Source organism: Pseudomonas atacamensis (genome assembly GCF_017167965.1).
Taxonomy (GTDB): Bacteria; Pseudomonadota; Gammaproteobacteria; order Pseudomonadales; family Pseudomonadaceae; genus Aquipseudomonas; species Aquipseudomonas atacamensis.
Genome location: NZ_CP070503.1, coordinates 1,986,292 through 2,005,075, shown reverse-complemented (window position 1 = coordinate 2,005,075; position 18,784 = coordinate 1,986,292). Strand labels below are relative to the sequence as shown.

Below are 18,784 nucleotides of genomic sequence, written 5' to 3'. Positions count from 1 at the left end.
GATGGAAATGTACGGCAATGTACAGACGCCATTCGCGAGCAGGCTCGCTCCCACAGGGGTTTTGTAAACAACACAGATCCTGTGTGGGAGCGAGCCTGCTCGCGAAGCGGCCGGCCCAGGCGCCGGAGGACTACAACCCCTCCAGCTCCGCCATCAGATCATTCAACCGATCAACCTTCTCCTCTGTAATGTCGCTGGCCGCCAGCCCACCGATGTATTCGGCCAGTTCCTCCACCGTGCTGCATTCGAACATTGCGCGCAGCGGCACGTTGCGTTGCAGGGCTTTTTGTACCCGCGATGCAATTTGCGTAGCCAGCAACGAGTGCCCGCCCAGTTCGAAGAAGTTGTCGCGCACGCCGACCTTTTCCACCTTCAGCACCTCAGCCCAGATATCAGCCAGGGTCTGCTCCAGCTCATTGCGCGGCGCCAGATAATCCTCGCTCTGCAACTGACCGATCTCCAGCGTTGGCAAGGCTTTGCGGTCGAGTTTTCCGTTAGCATTGAGTGGCATCTGCTCCAGCCACAGCCAGTGCAGCGGCACCATGTATTCCGGTAGTTCGGCGCGCAGGCGCTGCTTGATCCGCTCCAGGCGTTCACCCGGATTGAGCGCTGCATCGGCCGCGACCAGGTAGCCCACCAGATGCTTGCCGTTGACGCCTTCCTGCACACCCACCGCCGCGTCGCGCACTTCCGGTTGTTCATGCAGGCGCGCTTCGATTTCACCGAGCTCGATGCGGTAACCGCGAATCTTCACTTGATGATCGACGCGGCCGACGTATTCCAGCACGCCGTCGGTGCGGCGCCGTGCCAGGTCACCGGTGCGGTACAGGCGTTCGCCCGGCGCGCCGAACGGATTCGGCACAAACACCGGCGCGGTGCGCAGCGGATCGCTGACGTAACCGCGACCGACGCCGGTCCCGGCAACACACAACTCACCCACCGCGCCCAATGGCACCAGTTCCAGCGCGCCATCGACCAGGTACAGCAAGTTGTTATCGGTCGGCGTGCCGATCGGCAAGTAACTGCCGCGCGTTGAAGCCATGTCGACACGGAAGAACGCCACATCATCCGAGCATTCCGCCGGGCCGTAAGCATTGACCAGACCAATGTCCGGGTAACGCAGCAGCCATTGATGGGCCAGTTCCGGCGGCATCGCTTCACCGGTCGGCAGCATCCAGCGCAAACCATCAAGGCTCAAACGCTCGGAGCCGAGCATGCCCTGAATCAGCGACGGCACACTTTCCAGCACGGTGATGCCCTGCGCCTGTACATGCGCCAGCAGACCTTGCGGATCGTGGGCAATCGCATTCGGTACGATGTCGACCCGTGCGCCGAACAACGGCGCGGCAAGGAACTGCCAGACGGAAATGTCGAAGCTTTGCGAGGCGGTCTGCGCGATCACATCGGCCTCGCTCAAGTCGAGGTACGGGCGTTTGCTCAACTGGTTGTTGAGCATGCCGCGCTGCTCGACCATCACGCCTTTTGGCAGACCGGTCGAACCCGAGGTGTAGATCACATAGGCGAGATTGTCCGGGCCGCTGTGAATGCCGAGATTGTGCGTCGCTGCCACCGATGCCTGGACCTCTTCCCACACCAGCAGGCGCGGGCGATTCGAACAGCCAAACTCTTCGAGCAAGGTCTGCGCCTGCTCTAGGCAGGCTGCGCTGCACACCAGCAACGGCGTGCGGCTCAGCTCGATGATGCGGCTCAGGCGCTGGCTCGGCAGACCCGGGTCCAGCGGCAGGTAACCGGCACCGGCCTTGAAGCTGCCGATGATCATGCCGAGCAGGTCGAGATTACGCTCGGCCAGCAGCGCCACCGGTTGATCCATGCGCACACCGGCAGCGACCAGGGCATGGCCGAGACGGTTGGCGTTGTGATTCAGTTCGGCATAGCTCAATTGCTGATCGAGGCAACTGGCGGCAACGCGCTGCGGATGCGCCGCGACCTGCGCTTCGAACAACGCCACGTAGCTTTGCTCCAGCGGATAGTCATGGCCGCTCTGGTTGCAACCGTGCAGCAGGAAGTCGCGCTCTTCGTCGCCCAGCAGCGGCAAATCGGCCATGTCGCCATGGAAGCCGTCGACCAGCGCCAGCAGCAGGCGCTTGAACTCACTGAGCATGCGCTCGACCGTCGCCTCGTCGAAGTAACGCTGGTCATAGGACAGGTGCAGGCCAAGGTCATCGCCCGGGTAACATACCGCCGTCAGCGGGAAGTTGGTGTGGGTACGGCCGGAATCCGAGGTCGCATTCAGGCTCTGTGCACGATCAAGCACCGAGACTTCCACCGGGGCGTTTTCGAAGACGAACAGGCTGTCGAACAGCGGCTGGCCTTTGGGCAATTCGCTCTGTTCCTGGATGTTTACCAGTGGCAGGTATTCGTACTCGCGCAGTTGCATGTTGCTGTCGAGCAACGCGCTGAGCCATTGACGCACGCTGCTGCGCTGATCGTCCGCAGGCATCTTCACCCGCAGGGCGATGCTGTTGATGAACAGGCCGACGGTGCGTTGCATTTCCGGCATCTCCACCGGCCGCCCGGCCACAGTCACGCCGAAGAGCACGTCGCGATCGCCGCTCAGGCGCCGCAAAACCAGCGCCCATGCAGCCTGGGCGAAGGTGTTGACGGTCAGTTGATGGGCCTGCGCCAGTTCCCGCAGCCGTGCGCCGTCCTCGACATTGAGGCGGGTGTAGCGGTCGCCGACGATCATGCCGCCGCTTTCACCGGCGTGTTCGCGCAGGAACGGCCGGTCGCTCGGGATCGGCGTGGTGCGCTCGAAGCCTTGCAGATTCTGCCGCCACCACTGCCGCGCCTCGGCCAGGCTCTGGCGTTGCAGCCAACCGATGTAATCGCGATAACGCGGCGGCACGCTCAACTGCGCTTCACGACCTTCACCGAGGGCGGTGTAGATCTCGAAGAAGTCGTTCATCAGCAGAGAACGGCACCAGGCGTCGATGAGGATGTGGTGGTTGCTCATCATGAACCAGTAGCGCGCCGCGCCGACCTTGATCAGGCGCAGGTGAAACGGCGCCTGATTGAGCAGATCGAACCCGGCTTCGCGCTCGCTTTTCAGCAGCGCTTGCAGCTGTGGTTCCTGCTCGGTTTCGGCGACGGCGCTCCAGTCCAGATACTCGATCGGCGTGCGCCCCGGCATGTGAATCACTTGCAGCATGTCTTCGCCAACGTTCCAGCAGAACGAAGCGCGCAATGCTTCATGGCGAGCGACCACCGCTTGCCAGGCCTGGGCGAAACGCTCGGGGTCGAGCTCGCTGTTGATGCGATATCGATCCTGCATGTAGTACAGACCGGTGCCCGGCTCGAGCAAGGTGTGCAGCAACATGCCTTCCTGCATCGGCGTCAGCGGGTAGACATCTTCGATGTGCGCGGCCGGCACCGGCAGCGCATCGAGTTGCGCCTGAGTCAGTTTCGCCAGTGGGAAGTCCGATGGTGTCAGGCCGCCGGCCTCGCCTTGCAGACAATGGGCGATCAGGCTTTGCAACTCACCGAGGTAGGCGGCGGCCAGATCGTTAATGGTTTGCGCCTCGTAACGCTCGGCACTGAAAGTCCAGCGCAGCAGCAGTTCTCCACCGTAAACCTGACTGTCGACACTCAGCTCGTTGGGCAACGGCGCCTGCGGATCGTGGGCTGCACCGATTGGCTCATCGAGAGGACGGAACAGCGCATCGCTGCCGAAGCTCTGGTCGAACTGGCCGAGATAGTTGAAGGTGACCTGCGCCTGCGGCAGCGCGGCCATGCTCTGCCGGCAGCCGTCATCGGCCAGATAACGCAACACGCCATAACCGAGACCTTTATGCGGAACGGCGCGCAGTTGTTCTTTGATCGCCTTGATCGAAGCACCCTGCCCGGCGGCCTCTTCGATATTTTGCGGAGTCAGGCGCAGCGGATAAGCGCTGGTGAACCAACCGACGGTGCGGGTCAGGTCGATCTCGTCGAACAGGGTTTCGCGCCCGTGGCCTTCCAGTTGAATCAGTGCCGAGGGCTGGCCGCTCCAGCGGCACAGCACACGGGCCAGCGCGGTCAGCAGCAGGTCGTTGACCTGAGTGCGATAAGCGCTCGGTGCCTGTTGCAGCAACTGCCGGGTGCGCTCGGCATCGAGGCGTACGCTGACGGTTTGCGCATGGCGATTCTGCCTGCCGCCCTGCGGGTTTTCGCAAGGCAAATCGGCGCTCGGCCCGGCCAGTTGCGCTTGCCACCAACCGAGTTCTTCACGCAGGGATTCGCTGCCGGCGTAGGCCTGCAAACGCGCGGCCCAGTCCTTGAAGGCGCTGGTTTTCGCCGGCAGTTTCAGCGGCTGCGCAGCGTCGAGTTGGCGATAGGCGGTTTGCAGATCATCCAGCAACACGCGCCAGGAAACGCCGTCGACGACCAAGTGGTGGATGGCGATGAACAGGCGTTGCTGAACATCCGCAACATCGACCAGCACTGCGCGCAGTAACGGGCCGTTTTGCAGATTCAGGCTGCGTTGCGCGTCGGCGAACAGAGATTCGCACCGATCCAGCGAATCGACGCTGACTTGCCTGAGCACATCCTCATTCGTCAGCGCTTGATGCGTCGCTTGCCATGCTTCATCGGTTTCAGTGAAACGCAGACGCAGCGCATCGTGCTGCTCGATCACGGCCAGCAAAGCTTGCTGCAATCGTTGCGGCTCGAGGCGCGCAGTCGGTTCCAGCAACAGCGCCTGATTCCAGTGCTGGCGCTGGGGAATGACCGTATCAAAGAACCAGTGCTGAATCGGCGTCAGGCGCGACTCGCCGACCACCAGGCCCTGCTCGGCCGTCACTTGCTGGGTGCGGCTGGCCACGGCGGCGAGCGTTTGCACGGTCTGATGCTGGAACAGGTCGCGCGGGCTGAAATGAATGCCCTGCTGACGCGCGCGGCTGACCACCTGAATCGACAGAATCGAGTCGCCGCCGAGTTCGAAGAAGTTATCGTTGAGGCCGACCTGCCTGACGTTAAGCACATCGCACCAGATCTGCGCCAGGGTCTGCTCCAGCTCATTGCTTGGCGCGACATAGTCCTGACGATTGAGCTGCGGATCCGGCGCCGGCAAGGCGCGGCGGTCGAGTTTGCCGTTGGCGGTCAGCGGCATGCTTGCCAGCAGCATCAGCTGGGCCGGCACCATGTAGTCCGGCAGTTGCGCCTTGAGGTGCGACTTGAGCGCTTCGCGCAGTTCAGCCTGTTGCGCTTCGCCGTGTCCGGCGACATCGGTAACGAGATAACCCACCAACTGCTTGCCACTCGGCGCATCCAGCGCCAGCACCACCGCTTCGCGGATCGAAGGGTGATCGAGCAGGCGCGTTTCGATTTCGCCCAGCTCGATGCGGAAACCGCGGATTTTCACTTGATGGTCTATCCGGCCCAGATACTCGACCAGACCATCGGCACGCTGGCGCACCAGGTCGCCGGTGCGGTACATGCGCCCGCCATCAGCGGCAAACGGGTCAGCGACAAAACGCTCGGCGCTGATGCCCGGGCGGTCGTGATAGGCCTGAGCCAGACCGGCGCCGCCGACAAACAATTCACCGGTCGCGCCTTGCGGCACCAAGGCCAGATCGGCGTCGAGAATGTAGGCGACTCGCGACCCGATCACGCTGCCGATCGGCACACTGCCGGCGCCCTCTTCCAGTACCTGCGGCGCCAGACTGGCCAGCGGCATGACCACGGTTTCAGTCGGGCCGTAAGCATTGAAAAACTGCGCCGGTTGGAATGCCGCGCGGATGCGCTGTAGATGCTCGCCGGTCAGCGCTTCACCGCCGGTGATGATCATCCGCACCGGGAGGACTTCATTCTGCGTGGCAAGGAACTGCGCCAACTGGCTGCCGTAGCTCGGCGTGAAGCCGAGGACGTTGATCCGATGCGCACGAATCAAGCCGCAGATTTCTTCCGCGTCCCACTGCCCTTGCGCCCGCAACACCACCTGCGCACCGCTGAGCAGCGGCACCAGCAAACGTTCGGTGGCGGCGTCGAAGTTGATCGAATAGAAATGCAGTTCACAGTCGTCCGGGCGCATGCCGAAGCGTTCGATCACGGCCTGGCAGTGCATGGCGATTTCACCGTGGGAGACCACCACGCCTTTCGGTTTGCCGGTCGAGCCGGAGGTGTAAATCAGATAAGCCTGATGTTGCGGCAGGCTGATAAACGGCAGCTCGCTGGCCGGGTAGTCGGCCAATCCCGGGCTGTCATCTTCCAGACACCAGCGCGCCACGTCTGACGGCAAGTCACCCAGGGCCTGAAACATCGCCCGATCGCTGAGCAGCAGGCCGATGCGGCTGTCTTCGATCATGTAATGCAGACGGTCGAGCGGGTACTCCGGATCCAGCGGCACATAGGCGCCGCCAGCCTTGAGAATCGCCAGCAGGCCGATGACCATTTCCAGCGAACGCTCCAGCGCCAGACCGACCCGCACCTGCGGGCCGACCCCACGCTCACGCAGCGCCCAGGCCAGACGATTGGCACGGGCATCGAGTTCGGCGTAGCTCAGGGTCTGTCCGGCGAAGGTCAGCGCCGGCGCGTCTTGGCGCGCCAGTGCCTGTTCGGCAAACAGATGATGGATGCACTGGTCGAGACGATGTTCGCCCGGCTCGACGCCAAGGCTGTCGAGCAGGTGCTGTTGCTCGGTGTTGTCGAGCAACGGCAGTTCGCTGAGGCGTTGCTGCGGATCAGCGATCAACGCTTCAAGCAGGTTGCGCCAATGCCTGGCCATGCGTTCGATGGTCGGCTCGTCGAACAGATCGGTGCTGTAAGTCAGGCAGCAGCCGAGGCGATGGTCGAGGTCGGTGACTTCCAGATTGAGGTCGAACTTGGTCGCCCGCGCATCGTTGGCCAGATACTCGACAGTCATCCCAGCGAGCGTGCGGCTCTGCTGGAATTCCCAGCGCTGCACGTTGCACATCACCTGGAACAGCGGGTTGTAGGCCGCGCTGCGTGGCGGCTGCAAGGCTTCGACCAGATGATCGAACGGCAGATCCTGATGGGACTGGCCTTCGATCACGGTGTGGCGCACCTGCTCGAACAGTTCGCCGACCGACATCTGCCCGTCGAGCTGGCAACGCAGCACCTGGGTGTTGAGAAACGCCCCGATCAGCCCTTCACTCTCCGGGCGGATACGGTTGGCCACCGGCGCGCCGATGCGCAGGTCGGTCTGGCCGCTGTAGCGGTAGAGCAGCGTGGCGAGTGCGGCGGTCATGGTCATGAACAGGGTCAGACCGTTTTGCGCATTGAACGCCCGCACCCGCGCAGCGAGATCGTCGCTCAGATCGAAACGGAACAGCTCGCCCTGATGGCTCTGCACCGGTGGACGCGGGCGGTCGCCGGGCAGTTCCAGCAGCGGGTGTTCGCGACCGAGTTGCGCGGTCCAGTAGTCGAGCTGGCGCTGGCGCTCGCCGGACTCCAGCCACTGGCGCTGCCAGACGCTGTAGTCGAGGTATTGCACCGGCAGCGGCGCGAGCGGTGATTCGCGTTCATCGACGAACGCTTCATACAACGCACTGAGTTCACGGGCAAAGATGTCCATCGCCCAGCCTTCGGTGACGATGTGGTGCAAGGTCAGGACGAAGTAATGCTCGTGTTCGGCAGTCTTGACCAGGCAGGCGCGCAGCAGCGGTCCGGTTTCCAGATTGAACGGCTGGTGCGCTTCTGCATCAGCCAGTTGCTGGACTTGTAGCTCCCGGACTTCTGCCGGCAGGCTGGAGAAATCCTTCCAGCCCATGCGCACGCCGGTCTCGGCATGCACCTGTTGGCGGGCGACGCCATCGACACTTGGGAATGTGGTGCGCAGGGTTTCGTGGCGCAGGATCAGCGCCTGCAACGCCGCCTCGAAATGCTCGACATGCAGCACGCCGCGCAAGCGCGCCATGCCGCCGACGTTGTAAGCCGGGCTGTCCGGTTCCATCTGCCAGAGGAACCACATGCGCTGCTGCGAATAGGACAGCGGCACCGCTTGGCTGCGGTCGATTTTTGCAATCGGCAACTGTTGATTGGTGCGGCCGCTGGCCTGGATCAGGCGAATCTGTTCGGCGTAATCGCCCAGTTCGCTGTGCTCGAACAAGGTGCGCAGCGGCAGTTCGACGTCACAGGCCTGACGTGTGCGTGAAATGATCTGCGTGGCCAGTAGCGAGTGACCGCCGAGGGCGAAGAAATCATCACGCAGGCCAACCTGCTTCAGACCCAGCACTTCGCGCCAGATCGCGGCGAGCTGTTGCTCCAGATCGCTGACCGGCTCGACGTGTTCACGCACCTGCCACTGCGGCTCGGGCAAGGCGCGGCGATCGAGTTTGCCGCTGGGGCTCAGCGGCATCGCATCAAGGCGCAGCAATTGTGCGGGCACCATGTATTCCGGCAGCTCGGCAGCGAGGGCATCTTTCAGCCGAATAATTTGCTCATCGGCATTTTCATGCGCATCGGTCGCCGTGAAGTAGCCGATCAGTTGCGCACCGGCAGCGGTTTCCCGCACCAGGACCACGGCTTGGGCGACGCCATTTTGCGCCAGTAGTCGCGCCTGGATTTCTTCCGGTTCGACGCGAAAGCCACGCAGTTTGACCTGCTGATCGAGACGGCCGAGGTATTCGATCACGCCATCCGAGGACCAGCGCGCACGGTCGCCGGTGCGGTACAAGCGGGCGCCCTGCTCGCCCAGTGGATCGACGACGAAGCGTTCAGCGGTCAACGCCGGACGCCCGAGATAACCACGCGCCAGACCGATGCCGCTGATGCACAACTCGCCCGGCACGCCCGCTGGCACTGGATTGAGATCGGCGTCGAGAATGCGGCAGACCACATTGCCCAGCGGCCGGCCAATCGGCGAGCGCTCACCATCGGCAGTTGTACAGTGCCAATGGGTGACATTGATCGCGGTTTCAGTCGGGCCATAACGGTTGTGCAATTGCACCGCCGGCAGTTGCGTCAGCACACGGTTGCGCAACTCGGCGGGCAAGGCTTCACCGCCGGAAAACAGCCGGCGCAGGCTGGTGCACTCGGCACTCAGCGGCTCGTCAATGAACAGCGCCAGCAGCGGCGGGACGAAGTGCAGCGTGGTCACGCCGTATTGCTGGACCCGTTGCGCGATGCGATGCGGGTCGCGGTGCTCGCCGGGGGCGGCAAGCAGCAGACGCGCGCCGCTGATCAGCGGCCAGAAGCATTCCCACACCGAGACGTCGAAACTGATCGGCGCTTTTTGCATCAGCACATCGGCTTGGTCGAGACGGTAAGTGTCCTGCATCCATTGCAGGCGCTCGGCCAGCGCGGCGTGGGTGTTGCCGACGCCTTTCGGTTGCCCGGTGGAACCCGAGGTGTAAATCACGTAGGCGAGGTTGTCGCCGTGCAGGTGCAGGCCCGGTGCCTGGCTCGGCCATTTATCCAGGTGCAGCGCATCCATGGCGATCACGCTGACGCCATCGCTGGCCGGCAGACGCTCGAGCAATTGCGTCTGGGTCAGGAGCAGTTCGACGCCGCTGTCGCGGAGCATGTACGCGAGACGCTCGGCCGGATAATCCGGATCAAGCGGCACATAGGCGCCGCCGGCCTTGATGATCGCCAGCAGACCGATCAGCAGTTGCGGCGAACGCTCGGCGGCAATGGCCACGCACACGTCCGGGCCAACGCCTTTGTCGCGCAGGTAATGGGCGAGCCGGTTGGCTTGCGCGTGCAGCTCGGCAAAATCCAGACTACCGCCGTCCCACACCAGCGCGGTGCGTTGCGGGGTGTTGCGCAATTGTTGCTCGAGCAGTTCCGGCAGCCATTGTTGCGCCGGGGTGCACGGAGCGACGCTCCAGTCCTTCTGCTGATTCTGCTCGCTGGCGGCCAGCAAGCGCAGATCGCCGATGGCCTGCTGTGGCTGTTCGCAGACTTCGCTGAGCAGATTATGGAAATGCTCGGCCAGACGCTCGATGGTCGTGGCCTCGAACAGTTCGCTGGCGTAGTCGAACGCCAAGCTCAGGCGCCCGTTGCGATCCTCTTCGCTGTGCAATTGCAGATCGAACTTGGCCTCGCGACTGTGCCACGGCAGTTCTTCGGCGAGCAGACCCGGCAGGCGCTTGAGCGCACTGAGGTCGCGCTGCTGATGGTTGAACATGACCTGGAACAGTCCCTGTTCGCGGGCCTGTGGGAACGCTTCGAGCAGTTGTTCGAAGGGCAGATCCTGATGGGCCTGGGCGCCGAGTGCGGCCTGGCGGGTCTGGTTCAGCAGCTCGGCAAATGTAAGGCGCGAATCGATTTGCGCACGCAACACCTGGGTATTGATGAAGAAGCCGATCAGGCTTTGGGTTTCCAGGCGCGGACGGTTGGCGTTGGGCACGCCGATGCGAATGTCGCGCTGACCGCTGTAGCGGTGCAGCAAACTTTGCAACGCAGCGAGCAGAAGCATGAACGGCGTGGCTTCGTGGGCCTGCGCAGTCTGACGGATCGCCTCGCTGAGTTTGCTACTCAAGCGCACGCTGTAGCGTGCGGCGCTGTGGTTGTGTCTGGCCGAGCGCGGGTGATCGGTGTCCAGTTCCAGTGGCGGATGCTCTTCGCCCAACTGCGCTTTCCAGTACGCCAGTTGCCGCTCGCCCTCGCCTTGCGCCAGCCATTGCCGCTGCCAGTTGCCGTAGTCGGCGTATTGCACCGGCAGCGCTGCCAGCGTCGCCGTTGCACCTTGGGTAGCGGCGGCATAGAGACGCGAGAATTCGTCGAGGAGAATATTCAGCGACCAGCCGTCGGCGATGATGTGGTGCAGGGTCATCAGCAGTTGATGTTCTTCGTCATCGAGACGCACCAGTGTCACCGCCAGCAGCGGGCCTTTTTCCAGATCGAACCGAGTGCGCGCCTCGTCTTCGCGAATCTGCTCTGCACGGGCTTCACGCTCGGCCATTGGCAGGTCGCTGATGTCGATCAGTTGTAGGTTGAATTCGGCAGCAGCAAGCACTTGCTGCAATGCCACGCCGTCGCGTTCGAAGAAACGTGTGCGCAGTGATTCATGGCGTTCGATCAGTTGCTGGAAGCTGCTGCGCACGGCGTCTTCGTCCAGCTCGCCACGCAGGCGCAGGCCGCCGGGAATGTTGTAGGCGCTACTCTGTGGATCGAGTTGCCAAGTGATCCACAGACGGTTTTGTGCCAGCGACTGCGGCATCGGCTCGCTGCGCGACAAGGTGCTGATCGGACCTTGAGCGCTGCCGCCGTCCTGGTTTAGCTGCGCCACAGCGGCGGCGAAGGCAGACAGGGTTGGCGCTTCGAACAGCAGGCGCAGGCTCAGCTCGACACCGAGTGCTTCGCGAACCCGCGCGACCACTTGCGTGGCAGCGATCGAGTTGCCGCCGAGCAGAAAGAAATGGTCGTCGCCACTGACCTGCTTGACGTTGAGTTGCTCGGCCCAGATTTGCCCGATCAACGCTTCAAGGTCCGAGGTGCTGCTGATCGCGTTTTCCGTTGCGGCTGTGATTGAAGGGAACAGCGCGTAACTGTCGAGGCTGCCATCAGCCAGACGATTGCGGCACGCCGAGCGCTGCAGTTTGCCGCTGGAGGTTTTCGGCAACGCGCCCGGATTGAGCAGCACCACCACGCTTGGCGCCTCCTGATATGCCTCGGCCACGGCTTGGCGAATGGCTTTGATCAGCGCATCTGGCGCAAGGATTTTCTGCACGCTGCGGCTGATTTCCGCAGCGATGCCGATGCCCTCTTCGCCGTTGTGAGTGACCGCGAACGCCGCCACGCGGCCCTTGCGCACCACTTCGACTTCGCGCTCGACAGTCTGCTCGATGTCCTGCGGATAGAGGTTGTGTCCGCGGACGATGAGCATGTCTTTCAGGCGCCCGGTGACGAACAACTCGCCCGCACGGATAAAACCCAGGTCGCCGGTGCGCAACCAGGTGCGGCCGGCGTGCTGGACAAAAGTCTTGGCGCTGGCTTCGGGGTTGCGCCAATAACCGTGGGCGATGCTCGGGCCGGCGGCCCAGACTTCGCCGACGGCGTTATCGGCGAGTTCCTCGAGCGTGTTGGGTTCGACTATCAGCATCGCGTGCTCAGGCTGGCTGATGCCGCAACTCATGACCGCGCTGCCGTCGCCCGGCTCGGCGCGGTTTTGCGCCAGCGCCTGATCGTCCACGCGCAGCGCCGGGATGCCGGTGCCGCGCGGTGTGCCAGCGACAAACAGGGTCGCCTCGGCCAGACCGTACGAGGCCATGAAACTGTTGTCGCTGAAACCGCAAGCAGCGAATTTTTCCGCGAAGCGCTCGAGGGTATCGAGACGGATGGGCTCGGAACCGGAATAGGCCACGCGCCAGCGGCTCAGATCGAGGCGCTCAAGGGCCGATTCGCTGACCCGCTCACTGCACAAACGGTAGGCGAAATCCGGGCCGCCGCTGATGGTGCCGCCGTATTCGGCGATCGCTTCCAGCCAGCGCAACGGCCGGCCGAGGAAGTAGGCCGGCGACATCAGAATGCACGGCACGCCGCTGAATATCGGTTGCAGCAGACCACCGATCAAACCCATGTCGTGATACAGCGGCAACCAGCTGACGATGACGTCGTCCGGGTTGACGTTGATGCCGAAACCGTGACGGATCAGCAGTTCGTTGGCGACCAGATTGCCATGGCTGACCTGCACGCCCTTGGGCAGCGCGGTGGAGCCGGAAGTGTATTGCAGAAAGGCGATGTGTTCGGGCGGCAGGCTCGGCTCAACCCAGCGTTCGGCCAGTGCGCTGTCGAGGGTGTCGACACACAACAGCGGCGGCGCGCCGTCGATTTGTTGCAAGGCATCGCGCAGGTCGGCGCTGGTCAGCAACAGCGTGGGCTCGGCGTCGGCGATGATCGACAGCAAACGCTCCTGATGATGACGACGGGTGGATTCCGGCGGATAGGCCGGCACCGCAATCACACCGGCATACAGGCAGCCGAAAAACGCCGCGACGTAATCCGCGCCGCTGGGAAACAGCAGCACCGCACGCTCACCGAATCCAGCCTGAGCCTGCAACGCAGCGGCGATGGTGCGCGCGCGTTGATCCAGTTCCAGATAGCTGAGCACCACGGTTTGCTCCGGGTTTTCGGCGAGAAAACGCAAGGCCAGTCGGTCCGGCGTCAGGGCCGCGCGACGCTTGAGGGCATGGACCAGGGTGCTGGGGAGTTCGAACGCGTCGGTCATGAGGTTTCCTGCCTGAATTCGGCTTGCAAGTGGAATCGGGTGGCTGCGTCACACCTGTCGAGAGGCGTGCGGGGCGCGGTCTGTGCCGACCGCGCAAGGCATCGGAATGCGCTGAGGCCGGGGATCTGCACCCGGGCCATTCACCAATGAGAACGGATGGAGTGGGGAAATAATTAGTCGGCAGGCGCGACGTCCAGCGGGGCTGGGGTGCGGCGGCGTGTCGCAGGCGGCAAAACACATCGCCTTACAGCAATACCTCTCTTTCTCATTTGACAATCATTATCATTCAACATAATTTGTCGCTCGATGTGTAGGACGGCGCCGTCCCCCGAGGCCCTCCCACTAACCTATTGGCAGCAAGGTGATTTCCATGACGGAACGAGTATCCACAAGCAGGTGCGATTCACCGCTACTTCAGGCATTCGTCGACAATCGACTGATTCTGGTCAAGATTGCAGCCCGCATTACCGGTTGCAGGTCTCGTGCCGAAGATGTGGTTCAGGATGCGTTTTTCCGACTGCAATCGGCGCCGCCGATCACGTCGTCGATCAAGGCTCAGCTGAGCTACCTGTTCCAGATCGTGCGCAACCTCGCCATCGATCACTACCGCAAGCAGGCGCTCGAACAGAAATACTCAGGCCCGGAAGAGGAAGGCTTGAACGTGGTGATTCAGGGCGCTTCGCCGGAAACTTCGCACATCAACTTCTCGACCCTCGAACACATCGCCGATGCGCTGACCGAACTGCCCAGCCGCACCCGTTATGCCTTCGAGATGTACCGCTTGCACGGCGTGCCGCAGAAAGACATCGCCAAGGAACTGGGCGTATCACCCACCCTGGTCAACTTCATGATTCGTGATGCGCTGGTGCACTGCCGCAAGGTCTCGGGCAGTCGGCGGGATGCGGTGATTGCGGGTCGTCGTTAGGATCCGGATTTTGCGTCAAGCCATTCGCGAGCAGGCTCGCTCCCACACTGGATTTGTGTCGTTCATCAAACCCTGTGGGAGCGAGCCTGCTCGCGAAAGCGACCTCAGTTTCAAACGAAACCCGAGGCCGAACGCATCAGGCCAGGCTGCACCGATCAAAAAACCGCTCCCGCCCCAGAATCATCAACGCCGCGCGCTTGTGCGGAAAATCGAATTCCTTCTCGCAGTGAAAGCATTGGTTGTGCATATGGTCGATCATCTTCGCGTTGTCGGCACGCGGTTCGGCGACCACGCGCTGGGTCCGTGGATCATCGAGAAACAGGTAATGCACCAGCGCCGATAACCAGCTCGCCACTTTGTGCGGGCCGCGATGACTTTCTTCGCCGACCAGCATGTGAATGCCACGGTCGTAATCGCCGGCATCGTAGAACGGCGCGATGCGATCTTCCTTGGCCCAGTAGGCTTCGAAATAAGCGAACGGCTGATCATCGAAACAGCCGATCAGCGTCAGCGTGTGCGGATCGGCATCGAGCTTGTTGAGATAGTCGCGATGCTGCTCAAGGCTGCCCTCCTCCTGCCAGAAACTCGCCACGCGCGGGCTGTTCTGCCAGCGATTGAAGCGCGACAGATCTTCCTCGATTTCCAGCGTTCGCAAGGAAATCCACGCGCCGAGCCGCGCATCGAAACGCCGGTAGACTTCACCGCGCGGCTTCACCGGTCGCAGCGGATGGCGCTTGCCATGGCTGATAACCATTTGCTGCGGATAGCTGCCGGTCAGTGAAGTGCCCAGCCACGGCTGCGGCAGTTGCCAGAACAGCGTGCGCTCGCAGCGATACTCACCGGCGACTTCGGTGTTGATCAGCAGACCACTGCGCAAGGCTTCGGTCGGTGGCTGATCGAGTTGCCAGGTCAATTGCTGGCACGCCGGGTCACGGGCGAACAACCAATAACAGGCGGCCCACAAGGTTTGCCCGGGCGGCAGGGCAAAACGTTCATCAAGCTGAATCGGGCCATTGGCCTCGCGGTCCAGGCGCAGCCGAATCAGCGGTTGCCCGTCCAGGCTCAGGCTCAAGCGGCTCTCGGTAGCATCAGCGATCAAGCGACTGCCCGAGGGCAACGCCAAGGCAGTCAGGTCATTCAGATTGGACATGGGTAGGGCTCACGTAATCGTCGACAGTTCAACGAAGTGACGTGAGCCGGGAAGGGAAATTTAAGCGCGGGACGAAAACAGCGCTTCAGTGATGCGGCACGGGCACTACGGCAATCTTGTAAGGCTCGAAAATCTTCAGCAATTCGCCATTGTCACGCAGACGCTGCAACAGATTGCCGAAGGCGTCGCCGGTGATCGGAGCGCTTGGCCGCAGAATCGCGTAATGGTGATAGATCTGATCGGTACGCTGCGACGCCAACAGCTCATCGCGGACCTTCTCGTTGCGCAGCAGGTAATCGAACAGATAGGAACGGGTCACCAGGGCAATGTCGGCGCGCCCGCGCAGGACCATCAGCAGGTTGCTGTCGTGGGAATAGGTCAGCGTGGCGTTGTAGTTGTGCGCGAGATATTTCGGGTCGGCGTTGAAGTTGGCAAATTCGTAGTGATAACCGCTGAACAGCGCCAGACGTTTGCCTGACAGGCTCGAGAAGTAGTTTTGCTGGCGGCCGTCCTCGCGTTGCGCGACGAAAATCTCGGCGTCTTCCAGGCCCATGTCGACGTCGTCATGGGGAATGTCCTTCCAGCCCCACTCGGGGTTCTCGAAGATCGCCATATCGATGCGGCCCTGCTTGAAATCACCGAAGCGGCGCGGGATCGAGGTTGGCACCAGGACGAACTGATAGTCGCTCTGCGAGCGGTTCAGCGCCTCGATCAATTGCGGCAACAGGCCGGTGTCGGCGCCGTTTTCCGGGCGAATCGTATAAGGCGGGAAATGCGCGGCGCCGACCCGGACCAATTGCGCTGACTGAGCGGGCAATACCCATAACGCAGCCAGCGCAGCGAGCATCAGCCCGGCGGCTGTCCGAATTGGCGAAGACTTCAAAACACCCCACTCCCCGAAAAAAATAGCGATCAATGCATTCAAGCTAGGCGGTTTCGGCGACTTAGCCAGTTTGTCGGCCGGTCCGACAACCGTTCAACGCGCTTCGAGGACCAGAATCAGCGCTTCATCGGCGAGCTGATCGAGGCTCAAACTGCCGCCGGCACGGAACCAGGTGGTGGTCCAGGACAGTGCGCCGGTAAGGAAACGTCGGGTAATAAAAACGTCGCCGCGAATATAGCCGGCGTCCTTGGCCTCGCCCAGAACCTGCAGCCAGATGTCTTCATAAACGTCACGTAAAGCAAGGACTTTAGCCTGGCCGTCTTCGGACAATGAGCGCCATTCGTACACCAGCACCGCCATCGCCTCGCCACTGCCGCCCATGATCGACTGCAACTCGCAACGAATCAGCGCCAGCACTTTCTCGCGCACGTCGCCGGCTTCGGCCAGGGCTGCGCGCATCAGCGCGGTGTTGTAGCGGATGGTTTCCTCCATCACCGCGCGGAGAATTTCATCCTTGCTTTTGAAGTGATGAAAAATACTGCCCGACTGGATGCCCACAGCGCTGGCCAGATCGCGCACCGTGGTGCGCTCGTAGCCTTTGTTGCGAAACAGATGAGCCGCCACTTGCAGCAATTTGCCGCGGGCGCTGTCCGGGTCGGTCAACTGGCCCTGGTCGACCAGTTCGCGCATGACCCGCAGGGCTTTTTGCTCGTCCACCCGTTCTCTCCTACAGTCGATCAGTGTGTTGCCCCCTGTAACCGCAGGGTTGCGCGCAATTTAAGCCGCGCGCGGGCACCAAGCAAGCGCTTGGGCAGAAGAATGTTTCGCCTGTTTACAAACCAAGCGCTTGCTTGGTAGCCTCCAGACACTTCTGTCGCAGGTCCCTGAGTCGGAGATAAAAATGCCAACCACCGTGCGAATCGGCTGCGCCAGTGCTTTTTGGGGCGACACTTCCACTGCTGCCGCCCAGCTTGTCTCCGGCGGAAACCTGGATTATCTGGTGTTCGATTATCTGGCCGAGATCACCATGTCGCTGATGGCCGGCGCGCGCCTGAAAGACCCGCAGGCCGGGTTCGCCGGAGACTTCATCGAAGTGCTGGCGCCGCTGCTGACGCAACTGGCCGAACAGAACATCCGCGTGATCAGCAATGCCGGTGGGGTCAATCCGCAGGCTTGCGCGGCGGCCCTGCAAGCAGCCTGCGACCAGGCTGGGGTCCAGCTGAAGATCGCCGTGTTGCTCGGCGACGACTTGCAAGGACAGCTCAAAAACCCCGCCGATATCCGCGAAATGTTCAGCTGCGCGCCGCTTCCGCGCATGTGCGTGTCGACCAACGCCTACCTCGGCGCGCCGGGGATTGTCGAAGCGCTGCGCCTGGGTGCCGACATTGTCATCACCGGCCGGGTGGTCGACAGCGCCGTGGTCAGTGCGGCGCTGGTTCACGAATTCGGTTGGTCGTGGCATGACTACGACAAACTCGCCCAGGCCGCGCTGGCCGGGCACATCATCGAATGCGGCGCGCAGTGCACCGGCGGTAATTTCACCGACTGGCGCGAGGTGCCGGATTACGAGCACATCGGTTTTCCGATCATCGAGGTCAGCGCCGATGGCCAGTTCCTCGTCAGCAAACCCGAAGGCTCCGGCGGCCTGGTCACGCCGCTGACCGTTGGCGAGCAGATGCTCTACGAAATCGGCGATCCGCAGGCCTATCTGTTACCCGACGTTATCTGCGATTTCACTGAGGTCAAACTCCAGCAACAAGGCAAAAACGTCGTGCAGGTGCACGGTGCCAAAGGCCTGCCGCCCAGCGACAAATACAAGGTCAGCGCCACGTACCCGGACGGTTTTCGCTGCACCGCCAGTTGCCTGATGGCCGGCATCGACGCGGTGGACAAGGCGCGGCGGGTCAGTCAGGCGATCATCGACAAGACCGCCGAGATGTTCAGCCTGCGCGGCTGGGCGCCGTACAGCGAAACCCATGTCGAACTGCTCGGCAGCGAAGCCACCTACGGCCCCCACGGCCAGCGCCGCGACAGCCGTGAAGTGGTGATCAAAATCGCCGTACGCCATCCTGACAAACGCGCGCTGGTGCTGTTTTCCAAAGAGATCGCCCAGGCCGCGACCGGTATGGCGCCCGGTCTGACCGGCATTGTCGGGGGACGTCCGACCGTGTACCCGGTCATCCGCCTGTTCTCATTTCTCATAGATAAAAATGCCTGCACGCTGCAAATCGACATGGCCGGTGAGCGCAATCCGTGCACCCTCCCCGACCCAGTGGCCCTCGACAGCGCAGATTTGCCCCTCGCCCATCAGCCACCCAAACCCCAGGGCCGCGCCGATGCCAGTGTGCCGCTGGTGAAACTGGCGGTGGCGCGCTCCGGCGACAAGGGTAACCACAGCAACATCGGCGTGATGCCGCGCCATCCCGATTACCTGCCGTGGATCGCCGAAGCGCTGACCACCTCGGTGGTGGTCGACTGGATGCGCCACGTCCTCGATCCGCTTCTCGGGCGTGTCGAACGCTGGTATCTGCCCGGCACCCACAGCCTCAACTTTCTTTTGGAAAACGCCCTCGGCGGTGGCGGTGTCGCCAGTCTGCGCATCGACCCGCAAGGCAAAGCCTTCGCCCAGCAACTATTGGAAATCCAGATCCCGGTGCCGCAGAGCATCGCCGAACAGCTCGACTAGAGGATGGTGTG

Annotated in this window: 6 protein-coding genes; 2 read left to right on the top strand and 4 right to left on the bottom strand. The window is 62.4% G+C overall.

All coding sequences use genetic code 11. The features are described from left to right. Window positions 1-130: 130 nt before the first annotated feature. Window positions 131-13,129, bottom strand: a complete 12,999-nt coding sequence (locus tag JWU58_RS09155; RefSeq protein ID WP_206421803.1) for a non-ribosomal peptide synthetase — start codon at window positions 13,127-13,129, stop codon at window positions 131-133. 370 nt (window positions 13,130-13,499) lie between these two features. Between JWU58_RS09155 and JWU58_RS09150 the strand changes: the two genes are divergently transcribed. Then, window positions 13,500-14,054: an RNA polymerase factor sigma-70 gene (locus JWU58_RS09150; protein ID WP_101155603.1), complete on the top strand. Its 555-nt coding sequence runs from the start codon at window positions 13,500-13,502 to the stop codon at window positions 14,052-14,054. A gap of 136 nt (window positions 14,055-14,190) precedes the next feature. On the opposite strand, the gene JWU58_RS09145 is transcribed toward JWU58_RS09150, so the two are convergent. The 3 genes from JWU58_RS09145 to JWU58_RS09135 form a co-directional block, all read right to left on the bottom strand. Further along, a complete protein-coding gene (locus JWU58_RS09145) occupies window positions 14,191-15,204 on the bottom strand; it encodes a GNAT family N-acetyltransferase (RefSeq protein WP_206421802.1) in 1,014 nt (337 codons plus the stop codon). A gap of 85 nt (window positions 15,205-15,289) precedes the next feature. Continuing rightward, a complete protein-coding gene (locus JWU58_RS09140) occupies window positions 15,290-16,087 on the bottom strand; it encodes a substrate-binding periplasmic protein (protein ID WP_024013679.1) in 798 nt (265 codons plus the stop codon). A 93-nt stretch (window positions 16,088-16,180) separates the two neighbouring features. Then, window positions 16,181-16,804, bottom strand: a complete 624-nt coding sequence (locus JWU58_RS09135) for a TetR/AcrR family transcriptional regulator (protein WP_016770820.1) — start codon at window positions 16,802-16,804, stop codon at window positions 16,181-16,183. Window positions 16,805-16,988: 184 nt separating this feature from the next. Here JWU58_RS09135 and JWU58_RS09130 point away from each other — a divergent pair, with 184 nt between their 5' ends. Continuing rightward, window positions 16,989-18,773: an acyclic terpene utilization AtuA family protein gene (locus JWU58_RS09130; RefSeq protein ID WP_206421801.1), complete on the top strand. Its 1,785-nt coding sequence runs from the start codon at window positions 16,989-16,991 to the stop codon at window positions 18,771-18,773. Window positions 18,774-18,784: the final 11 nt, after the last annotated feature.